Raw genomic sequence first — 24,347 nt, forward strand, 5'->3', positions numbered from 1 at the left:
TTTTTGCTTTTTATATTTAACAAGCAACTTAGTAGGAACTAAAAATTGTTATGCTCTAGAATAACTCCTGCTAATTGTAACAATTGTAATTCTGCATTTTTTGCTACAAACTTTGCGTTATTTCTACTTAACTTTGCATTTATCAAATTAATTTGTGCCTGACGAAAATCAATTGAAGAAATTTGACCCAACTTATATCTTTCATTTGATCGCTCAAAATTCAACTTATTCGTTAGTACATTTTGTTCCTGAGCTTTTAAAGCAAATAATCTATTTTGATAGGTTTCCCAAGCATTATTAACATCTCGTTCCAACTGATCTTGTAACTGTGATTTTCTAATTTCTTGGTTCTCTACTGCTATTTTAGCATTCTTCACATTCGTTCTAGTTCTACCACCATCAAAAAGATTCCAAGATAAATTCACACCAGCACTTAAACCCGTTTGTGTATTACTAATTGGACTAAAGGCATTCGTTGCATCTCCTGTATTTCTGTTCCAAGCATAAGAACTAGTTAAACTAACATTTGGCATCCAACCAGATTTATTGATCTTAACATCTAACTTACTTAACTCAATATTCTTTTTCGACTGTAATAAATTCGCATTCTTAGTTTTCGCTTCAGTCAGAATATCAGCTAAGTTAATATTCACATCGTATAACACCTTCGTATCAACAGTAACAGGAGTATTTACATCTCTACCTAAAACTACATTTAAATCGCGCTTAGCATTATTCAATTGTCTTTGAATATCGATGTAACTTATACTATCGTTATTAACATCAACTTCTGCATTTAAAACGTCTAGTTTAGTTCTCTGTCCGTAATCAAAACCGTACTTTGCTCGCTCTAATCTCTTCTTTGAAATAGTTAATGCTGCTTTCTGAGTATTTTCATTTTCTGTAAGTCTTCCTACTTCATAATATGCAATAAACAAAGTAATGATGGTATTTTCCATTACTTGACGTGCTTGCAATTCAGATAAATTATAACTTTCCTTTAAACGTTTAAACGTATTCTGTCTGCTAAAACCATTAAAAATCACATAATCTAAACCAATAGAAGCATTGTAATTTTCAGACTCTGCTCCTGCTACTGAATTCACAGTTCCATCTTGAAACTCAAGATCAGTATCATTATTAGTATATCTTGCTCCAGCATTTCCTGTTACGGTAGGTAAATATCCACTATTGTAAATACTTTTGTTATTTTCTGCAGTGGCAAGATTGTTCTTTGTAACCTTAATATCATAGTTGTTAGCCATGGTTAGTTCAAAGGCTTTTTCTTTACTTAAAACTTCTTGTGCATAAAAAGAAGTACTAACTAAAAGTACGCCGAGTGTACTTATTATTTGTTTTCTCATCATTTTATCTTTTATGCTAATTCTTCGTTTTCTGATTTTAATTCTTTTATTGCTCTTTCAACCTCTTCTCTTGTTGGTTTTTCTCCTTCCCACAACCAAAAGAAATACACTTTTACATAATTAGAAATTGATAGTAAAACTGGTAATGTCAATAACGTTAAGAAAGTGGCAATCATAATACCGTAAGCAATTGAGATTGCCATTGGAATTAAAAATTGTGCCTGTCTACTCGTTTCAAAAATTAGCGGTGCTAATCCTGCCACAGTAGTTATCGTAGTTAAGAAGATTGCTCTAAACCTTGATCTTCCCGCTTCAAATAAAGCTTTTTCGTATTTCATTCCTTCTTTTAAGAAACTATTGAATTTACTTATGAGGACTAATCCGTCATTTACCATAATTCCAATAAGTGCTATAATTCCTAAAAGTGAAAGTATATTCACCGCAAAACCATGTATATAATGTCCCCAAGCCACACCTATTAAACTAAATGGCACCATGACTAATAACATAAATGGTTGACCATAAGAACGGAATGTAAATACAATTACAATATAGATTAATAGTAAAATCACAGGACCAACAACTGAAGCAGAACTAGAAACCTTTGAAGCTTCTCTATTCTGTCCTTCATACAAAGCTGTAACAGAAGGATATTTAGCTGTAATTTGCGGCATTATTCTCTCTTTAATATCAGTAAGAACATCTGTTGCACTTGCTTGTGCATCTTTCATATCCGCATCAACTTTAATTTCTCTTTGACCTTCTAAATGGTTAATAGAAATTTCACCTCTTTCAATCTCATAAGTAGCAATTTCGCTAAGTGGAACTCTTGCTCCCGTAGAAGTAGCAATTCGCATATCGTCTAAATTCTTAATAGAAGATCTTTCTTTTCTATCGTAACGAACCCAAACTTTAATTTCATCTTGTCCACGTTGAAAACGTTGCGCCTGTCTTCCAAAGAAACCACTTCGAATTTGAGACATCACATCATTTAATGTTAACCCTAATAAATACGCATTGTCTTTTAATTTGATATTTATCTCTTTAATTCCTTGTGGATCATTGTCAGTAACATCTTTAAGTTCTTGATTCTTTTTAAGCTCTTCCTTCAGCTCAGTCTTTGCAGCTTTTAGTTCCTGAATATTATTACTCAATAAAGAAACTGAAACTGGACTTCCTCCAAAATTTCCTCCTGAACCGAACGTTAAAGATTCAACTCCATATACTTCTCCTACTCGATCTCTTATTTCATTCGTAATCTCTCTCGAACCAAATGTTCTTTCTTCTCCTGGTAATAAATTAATTCGTAAAGAAGCTTGTGCAGAACCTGGACCGATTTGTTTTAAAACATTTTCGACTACAGGTTCTCCTTCAATACCATATTTTTCTGTGAATTCTTTTTCAACTTCCCAAACTTTATCTTCAACTACAGAAATAATACTATCCGTAATTTTCTCACTTGTACCTTGAGGCATTGTTAAATTTACAGAAACACGATCACTAGCAATTGAAGGGAAAAATGTTCCTTTAATAATTCCTCCTTGAAAAGCTCCCATAGTAATCATTAACAACGCCACTGGAATTACCAATCCAAAGAACTTAAACTCTAAAACGAATTTTAATGCTGGAGCATAAATTTTATCTCTCATAAAATCCATTACATCTTCAGCATATTTATTGAATTTATATAGTTTTTGATTTCTATCTAATGACTTTGAATGTGCAACGTGGGCAGGTAAAATAATTAATGCTTCCACTAAAGAAAGAATTAATGTAAGCGCCACAACTGTTGCGACCTCTCCAAAGAACTCTCCAATGTTTCCATCTAAAAAGAAAAATACCGAGAACGCTAAAACAGTCGTTGTAATAGCAGAAATGATTGGCGGAACAACTTCCATTGTTCCATCTATTGCTGCTCGAATTGGGTTCTTACCTTTTTCGAAATGATGGTATATATTTTCAGAAATTACAATTCCATCATCTACTAAAATTCCAATTACGATAATCATTCCGAATAATGATAGTACGTTGATTGTAATATTAAAATAGCCAGCTAACATAAACATTCCAAAGAAAGCTACAGGTAAACCTGCTGCAACCCAAAATGCCAATCGAGGACGCAAGAAAAGTGATAAAAACAACATCACAAGCAACATTCCTTGCCAAGCATTTTTAAATAATAATTTCGTACGCTGATTTAAAGTAATGGAAGAATCTCTTGTTATTTCAACCTTTACGTTTTGATGTTCCGCATTAAATTTTTCAATGTATTCATTAATCTTTTTTGCCGAACTCAATAAATCCTCACTGTTGGTATTACTTACTTGAACACGAACCGCCAAATTACCGTTGTAATAATTTCTATTTGGTGTTTCATTCCAAATATCTCTAACCGTGGCAACATCTTTTAATCTAATGATTCTTCCTGAAGCATCCGCTCTTACCACCAAATTATCTAACTCATCTCCATAATATGATCTATTATTTGCTCTAATTAAATACTCTTCCGCATCTGTTTTTACCGATCCTCCTGTAGTTAAAATATTGGCTGAAGAAACCGCATTTGCTACTTGATTAAACGTTAAATTATAAGCTAATAAATCATTTTCTCTAACGGCTATTTCAATCTCTTCATCAGGATATCCTGAAACGGTGATTTGCGAAATCCCATCAAGTCTTCGGATATCATTTTCAATGTCTCGGGCAATAGACTTTAGTGATTTCAAAGGAACTTGATCTCCTGTAACTACAAAACTTATTGTTTCTGCAACATTTTCTCTCTTAGCTACAACTGGAGGTTCCATTCCTGTAGGGAAATTAGGAACTTTATCTACCGCATTTTTTACATCCGCTAAAACAACATTTATATCATACTCTTTTAACGTTTCCACCGTAATACTGGCAGCATTTTCAGATGAAGTTGAAGTAACTCTATCAACCCCAACTAATCCTTTTAAATTATCCTCTATTTTTAAAACAACTCCTTCTTCTATTTCCTGAGGAGATGCCCCTGGATACACAACATTGATTGTTATAAACTTTGCACGTGTTAATGGAAAGAAAGAAGATTTTAAGGTTGAAAAACCAAAATATCCTAGAATTACAAAAGCAATAATGATAATATTTACCGCAACAGGATATTTTATGAAATATGCTATTATTTTCTTCATTTCTTACTTTTTATCAGATTGTTCTTTTTCAGAAAAGATTTTCACTGGCATACCTACATAAGCTCCCGCAATTGGTTTAGAAACTATTTGTTCTCCATCTGTAATTCCTTTAATCACAACAGAGTTCTCATTAAAATGAACAGGATTAACAGTAATAAGATCTAAAACATTATTCTTAACTACATAAATAGATTTATTTTCTACTAGTAGTTTTCTATTGAGTTCTAAAGCTTCAGGAACTGATTTAGTGGTAACATTCGCTTCCAAGTACATTCCTTCTCTTAAACCTTCTCCTTTTACTTCAATAAATATTTGAATTGTTTGTGAAGTTTGATCAATCTTTCCATTTATTCTAGCCACAGTTCCTTTCCAACTTTTTGTTTTCTCAAGATTAAATAACTCTACACTTTTACCTTTAACCAAAACATCCGCAAAACTGGCACTAACAGATAATGGCAGCTCAAATATTGAAGTATCAATAAACTCTCCCATTTTCTGACCTGATCTCACCAAAGTACCTTTTGTTACTAAAGCTTCTGTTAGCACTCCACTAAACGGAGCTTTGATATTATATTTACCTAAACGAACTTCAAGATTCTTGATATTGTAGTACGTTGTATAAATGTTCTTTCCAGAAATAAAATATTTTTCTTTACTTGTTTTTGCTTCTGGTAAAGCAGATAAACTTTTATTGATATCAAAATTTTGTAAATACGCATTCCAAGCTTCAAATGATTCTGGATAATCCAAACGAATATCTGGCATAACCGATGCAATTAAATTTTGCAAAGAGCTTCTTTGTGACTGTATTGAAGCGTAAAATTCTTGATTGTTAATTCTGAGTAAAGTTTGTCCTTTTTGATAAGTTGTACCTACTCTAAAATCCTTTCCTGCAGTTTGTAACACTCCTTGAACTTCAGAATAAATATCTACTTTATTTTTCGCTGTTAAATTTCCATTTGCGGTAATTTCAACAGGGATTTCTGAATTTTGTGCAACATCAACAAAAACCGTTTTCTCTATTTTAGTTGCTTTAGGTTTAGGGTTTTTCTTACTGTTTTTAAAGAAATTCGACAGTAAAAATGATAAAGCCAAAATGGTCAATCCTGCTCCAGTAATGATTAGTTTTCTCATATTAAACATTTAGTTGCTATTGCAACCTTTTATTGATTTTGATATTAAGTTTTCTTGTACTTTTTTTATAACTGCTATAGTTGAATTGATTTCTTCTTCAGAAATATTTTCCTGTAAGGCCGTAATAAACTTCTCAATAATTGGTAAAGACTCTTTAAATAAAGATTCTCCATTCTTAGTTAAAAAAATATGATTGATTCGTTTATCTGATTTTGATGGTATTCTTGCTACAAGATTCTTCTTTTCCATTGTATTCACTAATCTGGTGAGTGAAGTTTTATCTCTACCAGTTAAAAAAGCGAGTTCTTGTTGTGCTACTCCATCCTTCTCATGTAACTTCTTTAATAAAATCCATTGCGTTTTGGTTAAGCTAATATTTTGCTCATAAAACAGGTCTTGAATATGATTATCAATCATTTTCATTGTTTTACCCAACCATGGTGCTAATGTTTTCTCTAAATCCATATATATCTGAATTTTAAGACGCGAAATTAACCCAAAAGTTTAATTTAGTTGCATATACAACTAGTTAAGTTTCTGTTAAAAAACAAAAAAGCCTGAAGAAATTATTCTTCAGGCTTTTTTAAAAATCTATAAATACTAAGCTTATTTACTTAAGTACATTTTTCTTCTTGAATATAAATCATAGAAGTCATCGTCTCTTAAACTGTCAATGAATAAGATACTTTCTCCAGTACTCTTCATTTCTGGTCCTAGTTTCTTATTAACATTTGGGAATTTGTTAAAAGAGAACACTGGTTGCTTAATTGCATAACCTTCTAATTCAGGTTTGAAATCAAAATCAGTTACTTTATTTTCTCTTAACATTACCTTAGTTGCATAGTTTACATAAGGTTCTTTGTATGCCTTTGCAATGAATGGAACTGTACGAGAAGCTCTTGGATTCGCTTCAATAATGTATACTTTGTCGTCTTTAATTGCAAACTGAATGTTTATTAAACCAACTGTATTTAGTGATAATGCGATTTTCTTAGTGTATTCTCTAATTTGCTCCATCACTAATTCTCCTAAGTTGAAAGGAGGTAATGTTGCATTTGAATCTCCTGAGTGAATTCCACATGGTTCGATGTGCTCCATAATACCAATGATATACACATTTTCTCCATCACAAATTGCATCAGCTTCTGCCTCAATTGCTCCTTCTAAATAGTGGTCTAATAATAATTTGTTATTTGGAATCTTACGTAATAAATCTACTACGTGCTCTAATAACTCTTCTTTATTGATAACAATCTTCATTCCTTGTCCTCCTAATACATAAGATGGACGAACTAAGATTGGGAAGTCTAACTCATCAGCTAAAGCTAAAGCCTCATCTGCATTTGTTGCTACACCAAATCTTGGGTAAGGAATATTGTTATCTTTTAATAATGTTGAGAAACTTCCTCTATCCTCAGCTAAATCTAAAGATTTGTAGCTCGTTCCGATAATTGGAATTCCGTATCTATCTAACTTTTCAGCTAATTTAAGAGCTGTTTGTCCACCTAACTGAACGATTACACCTTCTGGTTTTTCATGCTTAATGATATCATAGATATGCTCCCAGAATACAGGCTCGAAGTATAATTTATCTGCTGTATCAAAATCTGTAGAAACAGTTTCTGGGTTACAGTTAATCATAATTGTTTCATAACCACATTCTTTCGCGGCGTAAACTCCGTGAACACAACAGTAATCAAATTCGATTCCTTGTCCAATTCTGTTTGGTCCAGAACCTAAAACGATAATTTTCTTCTTATCAGAAACAATACTTTCGTTAGCAGGTAATTTTTCTCCGTCTGCTGTTTCAACTTCGTTTTCGAATGTTGAATAATAATATGGAGTTTGAGCTTTAAATTCTGCTGCACAAGTATCAACTAACTTGTATACACGCTTAATTTTTAACTCCTCACGTTTCTTATATACTTCACTTTCTAAACATCCTAACATATGAGCGATTTGACGATCACCATATCCTTTTTGCTTAGCTTCTAATAATAATTCTCTATCAAGAGTATCAATTGTATATGTAGAAATTTCTTTTTCTAATTGGAATAATTCCTCGTACTGCTTTAAATACCACATATCAATTTTTGTGATATCATAAATCTTACTTAAAGGAATTCCCATTGCGATAGCATCATAAATTGCGAACACACGATCCCAACTTGCGTTAGTTAATTTCTCAATTACTTGGTTGTAATCTTTATAACCTTTACCATCTGCACCTAAACCATTACGTTTGATTTCTAAAGACTGAGTTGCTTTGTGTAATGCTTCTTGGAAAGAACGTCCAATCCCCATTACCTCTCCAACAGCCTTCATTTGTAAACCTAAAGTTCTATCAGAACCTTCGAACTTATCAAAGTTCCAACGTGGAATTTTCACGATTACATAATCTAATGTTGGCTCAAATAATGCCGAAGTAGATTTTGTAATTTGATTATCTAACTCATCTAAAGTATATCCGATAGCTAATTTAGCAGCAATCTTTGCAATTGGATATCCAGTTGCTTTAGATGCTAATGCAGAAGAACGAGATACACGTGGGTTGATCTCAATCGCAATGATATCTTCTTTCTCATCTGGAGAAACAGCAAACTGAACATTACATCCACCTGCGAATTCACCAATTGAACGCATCATTTTAATTGCCATATCACGCATTTTCTGATATGTTTTATCAGAAAGTGTCATAGCTGGAGCTACAGTAATTGAATCTCCAGTATGGATTCCCATTGGATCCATATTTTCGATAGAACAGATAATTACAACATTATCGTTATCATCACGTAATAACTCTAATTCGTATTCTTTCCATCCCATCATCGCTTTATCAATCATTACCTCGTGAATTGGAGAAATCTCTAATCCTCTTGTTAATGATTTTTCAAACTCATCTTCATTGTAAACGATTGAAGCTCCTGCTCCACCTAATGTAAATGATGCTCTAATACATAATGGAAAACCAAACTCTTGAGCAATCTCTTTACCTTTTAAGTATGAAGTTGCTGTTGCTTGAGGAGCCATTGGTACATCAATTTGTCCCATTAACTCTCTAAACTTCTCTCTATCTTCTGTAATATTGATGGCATCAATATCTACTCCGATAATTTCAACTCCAAAGTCTTCCCAAATACCTTTCTCATCTGCTTCAATACATAAATTTAAAGCTGTTTGTCCTCCCATTGTAGGTAATACAGCATCAATTTGTGGGTGCTCCTTTAAAATTTGAATTAAAGACTTTGTTTTTAAAGGTAATAAATACACATGATCAGCCATTGAAGGGTCTGTCATGATTGTAGCTGGATTTGAATTGATTAAAATCGTTTCTATTCCATCTTCTCTTAAAGAACGTAAAGCTTGAGAACCAGAATAATCGAACTCACATGCTTGTCCAATTACGATCGGCCCTGATCCAATAATTAAAATCGATTTTAGGTCTTTTCTCTTAGGCATTTGTGTTGTTTTGTTTTTGTGTGTTTTGTTTTGTGCGTTGTAAAAATATAAATATAAATTGATTAGGTATAAAAAAAGGTGTTACTAACAAACAGTAACACCTTGATATAAACAACTCTAAATCATTATTTTTTCGGTCTTGATTCAGACGAAACCGATAATTTCTTTCTTCCTTTTGCTCTTCTTCTAGCTAATACTTTTCTACCATTAGCAGAAGCCATTCTTTCTCTGAAACCATGTTTGTTTCTTCTCTTTCTTTTCGATGGTTGGTAAGTTCTTTTACTCATTTTAAATAAAACTTGAAATATTCAAAAATTAATTGTTGCTAATAGTGAAATTCCTACTGCTAAAAGCGTTTGCAAATATACAACTGTTTTTCAACCTGACAAGTTATTAAATAACTTTTTTCGAGATATTTTTTTTTAACGTTATACTCATCGAATTTTCTATGTTTTTTATTGCGAAAACTATCAATGTTATTACTTTTGCGCAAACCTAATACTGCATGAACAACACAAAATATGTATTTGTAACTGGAGGAGTTACATCTTCCTTAGGAAAAGGAATTATTGCGGCCTCTTTAGCAAAGTTACTTCAAGAAAGAGGATACTCTGTTACAATACAAAAACTAGACCCATATATTAATATAGATCCGGGGACATTGAATCCATATGAACATGGAGAATGTTATGTAACAGATGATGGCGCTGAAACTGATTTAGATTTAGGGCACTATGAGCGTTTTTTAAACATTCCAACCTCACAGGCGAATAATGTTACTACAGGTAGAATTTATCAATCTGTAATTAACAAAGAACGTAAAGGAGAGTTTTTAGGTAAAACTGTTCAGGTTATTCCTCATATTACTGATGAAATTAAACGTAGAATAAAATTACTTGGGAATACAGGTAAATATGATATCGTTATAACTGAAATTGGAGGAACTGTAGGTGATATTGAATCTTTACCTTATATAGAATCTGTAAGACAGTTACAATGGGAATTAGGAGAAGACAATGCAATTGTTATTCACTTAACTCTTGTTCCTTATTTAGCAGCAGCTGGAGAGTTGAAAACAAAACCAACGCAACACTCTGTAAAAATGTTAATGCAAAGTGGAATTGGACCAAACATTTTAGTTTGTCGTTCTGAACATGAAATTTCAGAAGATATTAAACGTAAATTAGCATTATTCTGTAATGTAAAGAAAGAAGATGTAATTCAATCTTTAGATGCAGAAACTATTTATGATGTGCCTAACTTAATGTTCGAAGAAGGATTAGATTCTGTTGTTCTAAAAAAATTAGAACTTTCCTCTGAGAAACAACCTGCGCTTACCGAATGGAATTGCTTTGTAAAAAAATATAAAAATCCAAAACAATCTATTGAAATAGGATTAATTGGAAAGTACGTAGAATTGCACGATTCATACAAATCAATTACAGAAGCATTTATTCATGCAGGCTCAACACACGAAACTAAAGTAAATGTTCGCTGGATTCATTCTGAAGAATTAGAAAGCGGAAACATAGAAAAACAACTGAAAGGATTAGATGGAGTTTTAGTTGCTCCTGGTTTTGGTGAAAGAGGTATAGAAGGAAAAATTGATGCTGTAAGATATGCAAGAGAAAATAACATTCCGTTTTTAGGAATTTGTTTAGGAATGCAAATGGCTGTAATTGAATATGCAAGAAATGTTGTAGGCTTAAAAGAAGCAAACTCAACAGAAATGAATGAGAATACAGCTCATCCAGTAATTAACCTTATGGAAGAACAAAAGGAAATTACTAACATGGGAGGTACTATGCGTTTAGGAGCTTGGGATTGTGCTTTAGAAACTGAATCTAAAACATACGAAGCTTATCAAAACACAAACATCAGCGAACGTCATAGACACAGATATGAATTTAATAGTGACTATAAATCTCAAATTGAAGAAGCTGGTATGAAAGCAACTGGAATTAATCCAAAAACAGGATTAGTTGAAGTTGTTGAAATCCCTACACATCCTTGGTTTGTTGGAGTTCAATATCATCCTGAGTATAAGAGTACGGTTTTAAATCCGCATCCATTATTCTTAAGTTTTATAGAAGCTGCAATTGCTTATTCTAAGAATTAAAGAATAACAATTATCAAATAAACTATTAAAAAGCATTCATAATAAATGGATGCTTTTTTTTATTCAAACTTTATTGATTTTGAAGGATGAATTTTCGAAACTATCATAGAAGGAATAATTAACATTACTAAACATAACACCAAGGTTCCTAAATTCAACAACACAAAGTGTAGCATATTAATATTAACTGGCACTGTTGAAACATAATACGTTTCAGGATTCAATTCAATTATTTTGAAAAACTTTTGAATCAGCAGTAATCCTAAACCTATTAAATTACCAAACAATAATCCTCTTAGGATTAAGTAAGAAGCGTTGTATAAAAATACTTTCTGAATCTCCCAATTAGAACTTCCTAAAGTTTTTAATATCCCAACCATTTGAACTCGCTCGAGAATTAAAACTAACAAAGCCGTTATCATATTAATTCCTGCAATTACAACCATTATCCCAATAATAAACCACACATTATTATCGAATAATTTTACCCATTCAAAAATTGCTGGATAATTATCAATGATGGTATTAGAATTTAAGGTTGCTCCAATATTACTATATACTTGATCTCCTTTTTCTTTTAAGGTGTCGAAATCATCAAGCAAAACCTCAAACCCTCCTACTTCATTTTCTTTCCACTTATTAATTCGTTGTACTTCTTTTAAATCTCCAACAATAATAGCATTATCAAACTCTTCAAATCCTGTGTCATAAATTCCTGCTATTACAGGTTTTCTCATTTTAAATCCAGTTGATGTAGCACTTTCAAACCAAGCTTGTAAAGTATCATTTAATTTCAACTGTAACCTATCTACAATTGTTTTTGAAATCAACACTTCTCGATTTCTAGGTTGATCATAATTCGGCAACTTCCCTTCTACTAAAAACTCTTTGAAAAATGAAAAATCGTAATCTGAGTTTACTCCTTTAAATACAATTCCTTGAAAATCATTGGGAGTTCTTAAAATCCCTCCTTTATTAATATAAGGTTGAACTTTTTGTATTCCTTCTATACCTTTAAAAGTTGGATAAAAATCTTGATTTAAAAGAATTGGTACCGTTGAAACATCAGAATTATTATTGTCGTAATTCGTAATTTGAATATGACCTTTGAAACCGGCAATTTTAGCACGTATCTTTTGTTGAAATCCAGAACTTACTGCAACAGCTATTAACATAATGGCAATTCCCAAAGTAATAGCTACAATAGCTATTTTTATAATTGGAGATGATATACTATTTTTATGCTCTTTACCTGCAATAATTCGCTTGGCAATAAATAATTCGTAATTCAAAAATTCATGATTTATAACACCATCAAAAGTACATATTTATTCTTGTTTATTCTGAGTATTTTTTGTGATGTATCTTGTAAACAACCAACAGTTAAAACTTCAGAAGAAAAAGAAGCTGAAACGAGTAACCAAGAAGTAAAGTCAGAAAAAACATTACGAACAGCCGCAGACAGAACCGCTGAATATATTCCGCTTTTAAAAGGAAAAAAAATAGCAATTGTTGCCAACCAAACTTCTGTCATTCAAAAAAAATCAAAATACAACCCAGATGTTTCTTCTTTTCATTTGGTAGATTACATACATAATTCAAAAGATATAGATGTTGTAAAAGTATTGGCTCCTGAACACGGTTTTAGAGGAAAAGCCGATGCAGGAGAAGTTATTAAAGATGGAATTGACACCAAAACAGGGTTACCAATTATTTCATTATATGGTAGAAATAAAAAGCCTTCTGGTGAACAACTAAAAGATATAGACGCTGTTGTTTTTGATATTCAAGATGTTGGCGTTCGTTTTTACACCTATATTTCTACACTGCATTATGTTATGGAAGCTTGCGCAGAAAATAACATTCCTGTTATTTTATTAGATAGACCAAATCCAAACGCTCATTATATTGATGGACCATTGCTAGAACTAGAACATCAAAGTTTTGTTGGAATGCATCCTGTTCCTGTAGTTTATGGAATGACGATTGGAGAATACGGTAAAATGATAAACGGAGAAAAATGGTTAAAGAATGGTATTCAATGTGATTTAACAGTAATTACAAATGAAAATTACACACATAATACAACATATGAATTACCAATAAAACCTTCTCCAAACTTACCTAATGCAACTTCAATAAACCTCTACCCTAGCCTTTGTTTTTTTGAAGGAACTAATGTTTCAGCTGGAAGAGGAACTAATTCACAATTTCAGATTTATGGATCTCCTTTTCTTAAAGGATTGGATTACAGCTTTACGCCAGAACCAAATGAAGGCGCTAAGTATCCTAAACATAAAAATAAATTATGTTATGGTGAAGATCTAAGAAAGACGAATTACTTATCTAAAATGGATTTAAGTTGGTTATTAAAAGCTTATTCAAACACCACGAACAAAAGTAAATTCTTTAATGATTTCTTTGTAAAACTTGCTGGAACGCAAAAATTACAACAACAAATAGAAGCAGGTGCAACTGTAAGTAAAATTGAACAATCGTGGAAGGCAGACTTGGAAAACTTTAAAAAGACGAGAAGTAAGTATCTACTTTATAAATAAACTATAGATTTTCTAAAAACATAACATCGATTTGTCAATACGAGGAGATCACGACGAAGTAATCTCACTGTAGGTTAAATATTATGTTTTATTTTGAATAAAACTTAAGATATATAGATTACTTCATTTCATTCGTAATGACGGTTGCAAGAATATAAAACACTTATCAAAAAACTTTACATAAATCCTTGTTGCTTCATCCAATCGTCAGAATATACTTTATCCATATATCTGATTCCATGATCTGGTAAAACCATTACCACAACACTATTTTCGTCAAACATATCTTTATCAGCATATTGTTTAGTTGCTTGAACAACAGCTCCAGATGTATAACCGCAAAACATACCTTCTTGCTTCACTAAATCTCTACATGCAAATGCAGCATCTTTATCAGTGATCTTTTCGTAAACATCAACAATGTCAAAATCCGTTGCTGTTGGTATTAGGTTTTTCCCTAAACCTTCAATTTTATAAGGTGAAATTTCTTTTGGATCAAACTCTTTAGTTTCATGAAACTTTTTAATTACAGATCCAACCGCATCAACTCCCAAGATTTTAATATCTGGATTTTGTTCTTTTAAATATCTACCTGTTCCTGAAATTGTTCCTCCAGTACCACTTGCAGCAATAAAATGTGTGATTTTACCTTTCGTTTGTTCCCAAATCTCAGGTCCAGTTGTAGTATAATGAGCTTCTATATTTAACTCATTAAAATACTGATTGATATAAATAGATTTTGGTGTTTCTTTATGCAGCCTTTTTGCTGTTTCGTAATATGATCTAGGATCATCAGCAGGTACATTTGCAGGACAAACATGAACTTCTGCTCCCATTGTCTTTAAAACTTCTATTTTGTCCTTTGAAGATTTATCAGAAACGGCTAGAATACATCTGTATCCTTTAATTAAGCTAATCATCGCTAAACTAAATCCTGTATTACCAGAAGTAGTTTCAACAATTGTGCTAATTCCAGGTTTTAAAATTCCCTTTTTTTCAGCACTTTCTACAATATGTAAAGCAATTCTATCTTTAGCAGAATGACCAGGATTAAAGGCTTCTACCTTGGCATAATATGTCCCCGGCAAATCTTTTGTAATGCGCTGAAGTTTCACAACGGGGGTTTGACCTATTAAGTCTAGTACAGAATCTACAATCGCTTTATTTCTTTCCATCAAAAATTGCTTCATAAAAAAACCTGATAGTGATTACCATCAGGTTTAAAATCGGTGCAAAAATATAATTATTTTTCTAACTTATCCTCCAAAGCTAAAAAGAAGCTATATTCTCTAGCAGTTTCTTTAAGAGAATTAAATCTTCCAGAAGCTCCTCCGTGCCCTGCTTCCATATTTGTATGCAGGAATAATAAATTTTTATCCGTTTTCAATTCACGTAATTTAGCAACCCACTTTGCAGGTTCCCAATATTGTACTTGACTATCGTGTAAACCAGTAGTAACTAACATGTTTGGATATTCTTTAGCTTCCACTTGATCATATGGTGAATACGATTTGATGTAATCGTAATATTCTTTATCGTTAGGATTTCCCCATTCGTCATATTCTCCAGTAGTTAAAGGAATACTATCATCTAACATTGTAGAAATAACGTCTACAAAAGGAACAGCTGCAATAACTCCGTTATATAATTCTGGATTCATATTAACTATAGCTCCCATTAATAATCCTCCCGCAGAACCTCCCATTGCATATAAATGCTCTGGAGAAGTGTATCCGTTATCAATTAAATATTTAGAACAATCGATAAAATCAGTAAATGTGTTTTTCTTATTTAACATTTTACCGTCTTCGTACCATTCTCTTCCTAAGTATTGACTTCCACGAATATGTGCAAGAGCGAAAATAAATCCACGATCTAATAAGCTTAAACGCGTTGTTGAGAATCCATCAGGAATAGTATATCCGTAAGAACCATATGCGTATTGTAATACAGGAGTATTTTTATCAATCTTAGTATCTTTTCTATACACAATTGATAAAGCTACTTTTTTACCATCTCTAGCAGTAACCCAAATTCTCTTACTTACATAATTTTCTTTCTTAAACTTTCCTCCTAAAACTTCTTGCTCTTTTTTAATTTCTTTAGACTGATCTTTCATATTGAAATCAATCACAGAGCTTGGAGTTGTCATAGAGTTGTATGAATATCTAATCACATCCGTATCGAAATCAGGATTAGAATATACTCCTGCAGAATATGTTTCCTCGTCAAACGGTAAATAATAATCTTCTTTACCGTCCCAACGCTTGATTCTAATTTTGAATAAACCGTTATCTCTTTCTTCTAAAACTAAGTAATCTTTAAATATTGAAAAGTCTTCAAAGAACACATTTTCTCTATGAGGAATAACGTCAACCCAGTTCTCTTTGGTTGTTTTGTCCTCAGGAGTTTTCATTAACTTAAAGTTAGTCGCTCCGTCTTTATTCGTTTTAATATAGAAATGATCTCCATAATGAGCAATATCATATTCTAAATCACGCTCACGAGGTTGAATCACTCTAAATGTTCCAGTAGGATTATCTGCTTCTAATACTTGGTATTCACTTGAAACAGTACTGTAAGATCCCATTACTAAGTACTTTTTAGATTTTGTTTTCGTAACAAAAACCCCAAAAGTTTCATCTTTTTCTTCAAATACTAACACATCTTCAGATTCATCTGTTCCTAAAATATGTCTGTAAATTTGAGAACTACGTAATGTTACAGGATCTTTTTTCGTGTAGAATAACGTTTTATTATCGTTAGCCCAAACACTTCCCCCTGTTGTATTGTTGATTCTATCTTTATAGATTTCACCAGTTTCTAAATTCTTTATTTGAATAAAATACTGACGACGACTCACAGTATCTGTTGCAAAGGCTAGTAATTTATTATCAGGAGAAACATTTAATCCTCCTAATTGAAAATAATCATGTCCTTCAGCTTCTTTATTCACATCGAACATAATTTCTTCAGCAGCTTCTAAATTCTCTTTCTTTCTAGAGTAAATAGGATACTGTTGTCCTTTCTCATATCGAGTAATATAGAAGTAACCATTTCTTTTATAAGGTACAGATTCATCATCCTCCTTAATTCGACCTTTCATTTCTTGAAATAAGTTTTCTTGGAAGTCTTTGGTATACCCCATAACATCCTCAAAATATTTATTTTCAGAATTTAAATAATCGTAAACTTTTTGAGTTTGTTCGTCCTTCTTTTCTGCGTTTTTTTGATCGTCTGTTAAACGCATCCAGAAATAGTTATCCGTACGAACATCTCCGTGTTTTTCTAGTTGTTTTGGTTGTTTCTCAGCTACTGGCGGAGTGGTATTGTTTGTCATCTTCTCTTTTTTGCAGGAAGCAAAAATAACACTTATACCAATACTGAATAAAAGAATTTTTTTCATTTGATTAATTTTGGTTTAGTAATGTAGTAATTTTGTAACGCAATTTTTTATTAAATCATATAATTTATGTTTGGAGATTTATCAGGAATGATGGATAAGCTGAAGCAAGCGCAGCAAAAAGTTGAAGAAACAAAACAACGTTTAAATACAGTACTAATTGATGAAGCTAGTGCTGACGGAAATATTAAAGTAACTGTAACTGCAAATAGAGAAATTAAAGCGATTTCTGTAAATGAAAATTTACTTTCTGATGCAGAAGAGTTAGAAGATTATTTGATCTTAACTTTAAATAAAGCTTTAAAAAGAGCTGGAGAAATAAATGAACAGGAAATGGCTGTTGCTGCAAAAAGCGGAATGCCAAATATTCCAGGAATGGATATGTTTAAATAGGTTTAAAAATGAATTTAAATCAAATTACAGTTCCATCATTAGATTTAACCAAATCTATACCTTTTTATGAAAAATTAGGCTTACAACTCATTGTTAAAGCCTTACCACATTATGCTCGTTTTGTTTGTCCAGATGGCAATTCAACATTTTCTATTCATTTAGTTGAAAAACTTCCTACAGGAAATGGCGTTAATGTATATTTCGAATGTGATAATTTAGATGAGCATGTAAATAATTTAAAGAAGAAAGGAATTGAATTTGACCACGAGCCTAAAGATCAAACTTGGCTTTGGAGAGAAGCCAGATTAAAAGATGTAGACGGAAATCAATTGATACTTTTCTTTGGAGGCGAAAACAGATTAAATCCACCTTGGAAAATATAGAGATCTAAATGAGTACGCCTACGACCAAAAAGACAGAAGATTACATGTTACCATGTCTAAACAAAAAAATGTTTGGATTTGACTGTCCGGGTTGTGGTTTACAAAGATCAACTGTAATGGTTACCAAAGGAGAGTTTAAAGCAGCTTTTCATATGTTTCCAGCCATTTACACTACAATTCTATTTGTAATTGCAGTTGTCTTTCATTTTGTCTTAAAGAAAAAAATCACCTCTAGAATTTTGATTATTTTGGCTATTATAAATGTGGTTGTCATTTTAACTGCATATATTATAAAAATGAATAAATTATTAAGTTAAATAAAACCTTAATTTATGTTTGAATTTGAACAAAGAAAATTACCCAATGCAACTCCTGTTTTAGTTTTAGGAATATTATCAATACTAACGTGTTGTTGTTATGGTGTTTTAGGAATTATAATCGGAGTTATTGCTTTAGTTTTGTTTAAACAAGACAAACAGTTATATGATAAAAACCCGAGTGTTTACGAAAATTACAATAACTTAAATACTGGAAGAATTTTAGCAATTATCGGAATTGTTTTAAGCGTACTATTTTTAGTCTATGTTCTTTGGATCATATCACTTTTCGGATTAGATGCTTTACAAGATCCAGAATTAATGCAAGAAAGAATAAACGAATTACAATAAAATAGGTCGTGAGTAAAATGTTATTCACTACTTCTTTGAAAAATTCAAAGAGTAAATTACTCTTTTTCAATACTACTCAAAAAGCAGACTTTTTATAGTCTGCTTTTTCGTTAATAAAAAGTAACAAAAAAATAAATTCTTCTTTATCAAATATCCTATTTTCGTCACCTTGTATTAAAGTTGGGGGATTTTATAATGGGAGAAAAAAACTGGTTACATTACTATAAAAATAGCTTAGTAGATAGCGAAAATCTTGCTGTAGATATTGCCAAGATTAAAAACTTATATTATCAAAACAATTCAGATTTAAGCAATGCTTTTATTAATCCAAAGCAAGCTGTTCAATTAATTGACGCAGAAGAAAGGAGAATAAACAGATTACGTGGAGTTTTAAAAAAAGACAGTAATCAATGGCATGATATTGATGAAACCAGAATTTTAATTGCTCCTTTTCACTTAGAGTACCAAACAGACAATACTAAATTTAAACAACGTACAATCCATCCTTTTTGGATTAATGCCAAAGTAAACAGACTAGGGCAATTGTCAGCTCCAAAAGATTTATTTCCACTGATCGTTAGAAATTACATGACGCCAATGGCAGATGTAAAAAACGATTTCATTTTCACTTCTTTTGATACAGTTTTAGATGCTAGAGAAATTGAACCTCCTATGACAGAAGAGGAAGATGAAATTGTTCCTTGGGATGAATATTGGGATTATATCAATCAAGTTTTTTACGCCATAACGTTTAAAAACATGCCCTATTACAGAGCGGAAAGATATACTACCAAATTTCAATTGACCTATTTCGCAGTAAGTTCAAAAATATCAACTGCGAAAAGTATTTTATTCCTCTATGAAAATATTCTTCAGCATGAGGATGAGTTACCTTTATTATCTAAAATTATAAATCCATCTCAAATTGAAAAAAGAGATGCGATAACCGATATTGATTATTTAAAGTTTAACCATTTACATTTGGGGCAAATGTCAGATCATTTTCCTCTATCTGTAACACAACGTAAAACTTTACTATCCTATTTATCCGCAGAAGAAAGTTCTGTTACTGCCGTTAATGGACCTCCAGGAACTGGAAAAACAACATTACTCCAAAGTTTAGTAGCTACAGAAGTTGTAAGAAGTGCAATAATTGGAGATGAAGCTCCTATTGTGTTGGCTTGTTCTAATAATAACCAAGCAGTTACCAATATTATAGATAGTTTCATTAATTCAAAAAGTAGTTTAGAAGATTTATCAGAAAGATGGATTCCTGATTTTAAAGGTTATGCCACTTATTTACCTTCTAATGGTAAAAATGAAAAGTATTTAACGGATATAAATTACTTAAAGGGTAATTTATTTAAGCATGAAGGTACTTTATGTAATCTTGAAAATGAAGAATATTTAAACGAAGCAGAATATTACTTTCTAACGAAGTTCAATGAATACTTCAACTCACCGGCACATTCTATAGAAGATGCTATTGAGCATATTCAGGATGAAATTGTAGTTATAGAAGAACTTTTAATAGATAGTGTTTCATTCCCAGACAACTATATAAGATCTATTGATTTTATAAATAAAAGACTGGTAAACAAGGAAAATTATATTGATCGTAATGATTTCAACATCGTTAAACTTAACGAATGGAGAACAATTTTAAGTACGCTAAAAGCTGCTGTTAAGAAACCAGATTTCCTTTCATTAGTTCAAAAACATTTTATTGCTATTGAAAATCAATCAGTAGATAATGAAAATTATATTTTTAAAACTAATGAATCCATTCTTAACGATAAGACTAAAGCGAATCATCTAATTAAAGAGCTTATCAAAAATTTAAATACAGCTTTACAGGCGAATTTAAAACTAAAAGATTGGCGCAAAAAAGTAAACATCAATAGTTTCCCAATTCTTAAAGAAGAAGAATTATGGAGTTCTGAGTTTGAAAAATTAGAAACTAAAAATCTTACTCCTCGCTTTTATTATGATGAAATAGATGTCACTCTACGTCATAAAGCATTTTTATTAGCCACACATTATTGGGAAGGAAGATGGTTAATTGCTACAAGAGAGGCTTTAGAAGAAAATACAGAAAGAGGAACTGGCGAGCAAGCTATAATGTTAAAATGGAAACGCAGAGCTATGTTAACTCCATGTTTTGTAGCTACATTTTATACTGCTCCAAGTCATTTTTTATATAGTCAGTTTCAAGGTGAAAATGAAAACGGTAAACCTATTTTCGAATATTTCCCATTATATAACTTTTTGGATTTACTTATAATTGATGAGGCCGGTCAGGTTACTCCTGAAGTAAGTATCCCTGTTTTTGCTATTGCCAAAAAAGCTTTTGTTATTGGCGATCTAAAACAAATTGAACCTATTTGGTCTATTCCTTCAAGAATAGATAGAGGGAATTTATCCAGTTTAAATATTATCCAGCAAGATCAAGATATTCGTTACTTAGAAGAATCAGGATTTTTAGCTTCAAATGGATGTATCATGAAAATGGCGCAAAACTCCTGTGAGTTTGAAACTCCAATTGATGATAAAAGAGAACAAGGTTTAATATTATTGGAACACAGAAGATGTAATGACGAAATTATTAACTTTTGTAATGAACTGGCATACGGAGGAATTTTAAAGCCAATGAAAGGTAAAGCTCGAGAAGGACAAGCTTTTCCTTCTATGATGGCATATCATATTGAAGGTTATAGTGAACGAAAGTACAATAGCCGCCAAAACATGCAAGAAGTAAAAGCAATTATTACTTGGTTGCAACAGAACAAAGAAAAAATACAAGACGCATACAATGTTGATCGTATTGAAGAAGTTCTTGGAATTATTACTCCATTTGCTAGTCAAAAAGGTGAACTTTCAAAAGCGCTTATGGAAGCTGGTTTTAAAGTAAATGATATTAAACTAGGAACAGTACACGCGTTACAAGGTGCAGAACGAAATATAATTTTATTTAGCTCTGTTTATACGAATGATGACGAAGGAACAATGTTTTTTGAAAAAGATAATAAACCGAATATGTTGAATGTATCAGTTTCTAGAGCTAAGGACAGTTTTATTTTATTTGGTGATACTCGAATTTTCGACGAAACTAAAAATACTCCTTCTGGCGTTTTAAAGAAGCACCTAAACATTTATGAAATGGCTAGGTAATAGCATAAAAAAGCCTCACAAATTGTGAGGCTTTTATTTTATATGTGATTCTTTTATTTATCGAATTCCATAATTGTTTTCTTGATAATAGAAATACAATCTCTTAACTCCTCTTCATTCATTACTAATGGTGGAGCAAATCTGATGATATTACCATGAGTAGGTTTAGCTAATAAACCATTATCGCGTAACTTCATACAAATGTTCCATGCTGTATCACTATCTTCAGAATCGTTAATTACAATTGCATTTAACAATCCTTTTCCTCTAACTAAAGTTACTAACTCAGTCTCGTCAACTAATTTCCCTATTTCTTCACGGAAGATTTTCCCTAAACGATCTGCATTCTCAGCTAAATTCTCATCTCTTACAACTTCTAAAGCAGCAATTGCAACTGCAGCTGCAATAGGATTTCCTCCAAAAGTTGAACCATGATTTCCAGGACGAATTACATTCATAATTTCATCATTTGCTAATACAGCAGATACTGGATAAGCTCCTCCACTTAATGCTTTACCTAAAATTAAAATATCTGGTTTTACATCTGGCGTTCCAGAACAGTTTTTGTTATCACAAGAACAATTTCCACAAGTAGCTAATAAACGACCAGTTCTAGCAATTCCTGTTTGAACCTCATCCGCAATAAATAATACATTATACTTTTCACATAATGCTTTTGCTGCCGCTAAATATCCTTCAGATGGAACATAAACTCCAGCTTCACCTTGAATTGGCTCTGCCATGAAACCAGCTACATTCTTATTATTCGCTAATGCTTCTTCTAATGCTTGTAGATTATCATATTCAATTTTGATAAACCCATTAGTAAAAGGTCCGAAATTTTTACGTGCTACAGGATCATTTGAAAACGAAATAATTGTTGTTGTTCTTCCGTGGAAGTTATTCTTACACACAATAATTTCTGCTTCATTCTCATCAATTCCTTTCACTTCGTAAGCCCACTTTCTACAAATTTTCAAAGCAGTTTCAACAGCTTCTGCACCTGTATTCATTGGTAATAACTTATCAAAACCAAAATACTCAGTTGCAAACTTTTCGTACTGACCTAACATATCATTATAAAATGCACGAGATGTTAAGGTTAAAGTTTTTGCTTGATTTACCATTGCATCCACAATTTTTGGGTGACAATGTCCTTGATTTACTGCAGAGTATGCCGATAGGAAATCATAATACTTTTTTCCTTCTACATCCCAAACATAAACTCCTTCACCTTTGCTTAATACCACTGGTAACGGATGGTAGTTATGGGCACCATACTTGTTTTCTAAATCGATTGCTTGCTGTGACGTTAATTTTTCTAAAACAGCCATTTCCTTAATTTTTTTAAAAATTCATAAAATAACCATTCCTACTGTACCTTTATTCTTTCGAAAAGCTTCGAAAAAGCAGCGTGGGAGAGAAATCATCCCTAAGAGATGCGCAATTTATTAAATATTAACTCCGCTGTAAAATGTTACTTCGATAATTTTCCTGATAAAGAAGAAACTTGTAGTTCTAAACGTTTTATCTCTCTTAATAATGCCTTTTTATCCATTTGCATCCACGTATAAAACTTCAGCATTGAAGAAGCCATTATACTTAAAGAACCAAATACTCCCCAACGAATTAAATCATTGGTCTCTGTCGCGTTAAAAAACTGAATTGCACAGTATACAAATACTCCAAACCAAAGTAGCTGAACAATTGCTATTAATATAGTAACCCAACTATTTTTTCCTTTAAATATACCAAACATCATTTGCCACATATTTTGCTCATCAAGTTCATCATAAAACTTTGCTTCTTCTTTAGTTAATGTTTCTTTTATTAACTCATCTAAATCTTTAAATTCTTCCATTTTTTCTATATTTTAATATTACTTTTTTCAACTGTTCTCTTGCATGAAATAATCTTGACTTTGTTGTTCCAACAGATATTCCTATTGTATTTCCTATTTCTTTCAAAGAATAACTTTCAACATAAAACAACTGCAATACTTGCTGATGATCGCTACTTAACTTTTGTATTTCTTGAAGAAGAACTCGTTTTATTTCTTCTCTATCATCTTCTGTTTCATCTTGATTATTCGATACAATTGCTTTGTACTCAGTTTTTCTTTGTTGCTCACGTTGTTGAGCTCTTAAAAAATCTATTGCTCTTCTGTTTACAATACTAATTGCCCAACTTTTAAACTTCATTGGATCTTTCAAACCGTTAAGTTTACTGTAAATAATCGTCCAACTTTCCTGAGCAATATCTTTAGCTATATCTCTATCCTTCACATAAAAATAAGCCAGTTTACAAAACCGAACATGCCAACGTTTTACTAATACAATAAATGCTGAAGACTTACCGGACTGATAGTCTAAAATCAATTTTGCATCTATTTCTTTATCCTTGTTTTTCATTAATTAGAATTCATAGTATGGACGATGAAAAAATAAAAAGGTTCAAATCTTTTTAAAATTACTTTTTAAATTTCAAAATAAACGATTCAAACTGCTAAGTTTTACTAATTTTGC

At 31.7% G+C, this 24,347-nt stretch carries 19 protein-coding genes; 7 read left to right on the top strand and 12 right to left on the bottom strand.

The annotated features are described in order from the left end of the window. Positions 1–38: 38 nt before the first annotated feature. From ABNT61_RS05405 to rpmH, 6 genes are all read right to left on the bottom strand, one after another. Positions 39–1,364: a TolC family protein gene (locus ABNT61_RS05405; protein ID WP_348745150.1), complete on the bottom strand. Its 1,326-nt coding sequence runs from the start codon at positions 1,362–1,364 to the stop codon at positions 39–41. An 11-nt stretch (positions 1,365–1,375) separates the two neighbouring features. Continuing rightward, positions 1,376–4,534: an efflux RND transporter permease subunit gene (locus ABNT61_RS05410; protein ID WP_348745151.1), complete on the bottom strand. Its 3,159-nt coding sequence runs from the start codon at positions 4,532–4,534 to the stop codon at positions 1,376–1,378. Between the two features lie 3 nt (positions 4,535–4,537). Then, positions 4,538–5,668 (bottom strand): efflux RND transporter periplasmic adaptor subunit, encoded by a 1,131-nt coding sequence (locus tag ABNT61_RS05415; RefSeq protein ID WP_348745152.1) that lies wholly within the window; start codon positions 5,666–5,668, stop codon positions 4,538–4,540. 9 nt (positions 5,669–5,677) lie between these two features. Continuing rightward, positions 5,678–6,133 carry a MarR family transcriptional regulator gene (locus ABNT61_RS05420; RefSeq protein ID WP_348713324.1) on the bottom strand — a complete coding sequence of 152 codons (456 nt, stop codon included), beginning with the start codon at positions 6,131–6,133 and terminating at the stop codon, positions 5,678–5,680. Between the two features lie 141 nt (positions 6,134–6,274). Next, positions 6,275–9,127: a carbamoyl-phosphate synthase large subunit gene (carB, locus tag ABNT61_RS05425; RefSeq protein WP_348745153.1), complete on the bottom strand. Its 2,853-nt coding sequence runs from the start codon at positions 9,125–9,127 to the stop codon at positions 6,275–6,277. Positions 9,128–9,252: 125 nt separating this feature from the next. Then, complete coding sequence (gene rpmH / locus ABNT61_RS05430; RefSeq protein WP_028891113.1) at positions 9,253–9,414, bottom strand: 50S ribosomal protein L34; 162 nt, start codon at positions 9,412–9,414, stop codon at positions 9,253–9,255. Positions 9,415–9,632: 218 nt separating this feature from the next. Between rpmH and ABNT61_RS05435 the strand changes: the two genes are divergently transcribed. After that, complete coding sequence (locus ABNT61_RS05435) at positions 9,633–11,246, top strand: CTP synthase (RefSeq protein ID WP_348742914.1); 1,614 nt, start codon at positions 9,633–9,635, stop codon at positions 11,244–11,246. 59 nt (positions 11,247–11,305) lie between these two features. On the opposite strand, the gene ABNT61_RS05440 is transcribed toward ABNT61_RS05435, so the two are convergent. Then, positions 11,306–12,538, bottom strand: coding sequence for an ABC transporter permease (locus tag ABNT61_RS05440; RefSeq protein WP_348745154.1), 1,233 nt, complete (start codon positions 12,536–12,538; stop codon positions 11,306–11,308). A 6-nt stretch (positions 12,539–12,544) separates the two neighbouring features. On the opposite strand from ABNT61_RS05440, the gene ABNT61_RS05445 reads away from it, so the two are divergent. Beyond that, entirely contained in the window at positions 12,545–13,804 is a 1,260-nt protein-coding gene (locus ABNT61_RS05445) for a DUF1343 domain-containing protein (protein WP_348745155.1), read from the top strand. A 176-nt stretch (positions 13,805–13,980) separates the two neighbouring features. Here the strand turns inward: ABNT61_RS05445 and ABNT61_RS05450 are convergent, their stop codons facing one another. Both ABNT61_RS05450 and ABNT61_RS05455 read right to left on the bottom strand, forming a co-directional pair. Then, the gene (locus ABNT61_RS05450) at positions 13,981–14,979 is read right to left on the bottom strand and encodes a cysteine synthase family protein (protein WP_348745156.1); all 999 of its coding nucleotides are present in this window, start codon (positions 14,977–14,979) and stop codon (positions 13,981–13,983) included. Between the two features lie 68 nt (positions 14,980–15,047). Next, positions 15,048–17,210, bottom strand: a complete 2,163-nt coding sequence (locus ABNT61_RS05455; RefSeq protein ID WP_348745157.1) for a S9 family peptidase — start codon at positions 17,208–17,210, stop codon at positions 15,048–15,050. Between the two features lie 66 nt (positions 17,211–17,276). On the opposite strand from ABNT61_RS05455, the gene ABNT61_RS05460 reads away from it, so the two are divergent. The 5 genes from ABNT61_RS05460 to ABNT61_RS05480 all read left to right on the top strand — a co-directional run bounded on the left by ABNT61_RS05460 (position 17,277) and on the right by ABNT61_RS05480 (position 21,822). Next, positions 17,277–17,600 carry a YbaB/EbfC family nucleoid-associated protein gene (locus tag ABNT61_RS05460; RefSeq protein ID WP_348713318.1) on the top strand — a complete coding sequence of 108 codons (324 nt, stop codon included), beginning with the start codon at positions 17,277–17,279 and terminating at the stop codon, positions 17,598–17,600. Positions 17,601–17,608: 8 nt separating this feature from the next. After that, positions 17,609–17,983 (top strand): VOC family protein, encoded by a 375-nt coding sequence (locus ABNT61_RS05465; RefSeq protein WP_348745158.1) that lies wholly within the window; start codon positions 17,609–17,611, stop codon positions 17,981–17,983. A gap of 8 nt (positions 17,984–17,991) precedes the next feature. Then, positions 17,992–18,300: a DUF2752 domain-containing protein gene (locus tag ABNT61_RS05470; RefSeq protein ID WP_348713316.1), complete on the top strand. Its 309-nt coding sequence runs from the start codon at positions 17,992–17,994 to the stop codon at positions 18,298–18,300. A gap of 15 nt (positions 18,301–18,315) precedes the next feature. Continuing rightward, entirely contained in the window at positions 18,316–18,651 is a 336-nt protein-coding gene (locus ABNT61_RS05475) for a CCC motif membrane protein (RefSeq protein WP_348724494.1), read from the top strand. A 195-nt stretch (positions 18,652–18,846) separates the two neighbouring features. Then, positions 18,847–21,822 carry a DEAD/DEAH box helicase gene (locus ABNT61_RS05480; protein ID WP_348745159.1) on the top strand — a complete coding sequence of 992 codons (2,976 nt, stop codon included), beginning with the start codon at positions 18,847–18,849 and terminating at the stop codon, positions 21,820–21,822. Between the two features lie 53 nt (positions 21,823–21,875). On the opposite strand, the gene rocD is transcribed toward ABNT61_RS05480, so the two are convergent. From rocD to ABNT61_RS05495, 3 genes are all read right to left on the bottom strand, one after another. After that, positions 21,876–23,156, bottom strand: coding sequence for an ornithine--oxo-acid transaminase (gene rocD, locus ABNT61_RS05485; RefSeq protein WP_348745160.1), 1,281 nt, complete (start codon positions 23,154–23,156; stop codon positions 21,876–21,878). A gap of 143 nt (positions 23,157–23,299) precedes the next feature. Then, positions 23,300–23,683: a DUF6768 family protein gene (locus tag ABNT61_RS05490; protein ID WP_348713312.1), complete on the bottom strand. Its 384-nt coding sequence runs from the start codon at positions 23,681–23,683 to the stop codon at positions 23,300–23,302. Beyond that, a complete protein-coding gene (locus ABNT61_RS05495) occupies positions 23,670–24,233 on the bottom strand; it encodes an RNA polymerase sigma factor (RefSeq protein WP_348745161.1) in 564 nt (187 codons plus the stop codon). Before ABNT61_RS05495 ends, ABNT61_RS05490 begins: the two co-directional genes overlap by 14 nt. Positions 24,234–24,347 lie beyond the last annotated feature (114 nt).

It is taken from the genome of Tenacibaculum sp. 190524A05c, assembly GCF_964036595.1.
In the GTDB taxonomy this organism is placed as follows: Bacteria; Bacteroidota; Bacteroidia; order Flavobacteriales; family Flavobacteriaceae; genus Polaribacter; species Polaribacter platacis.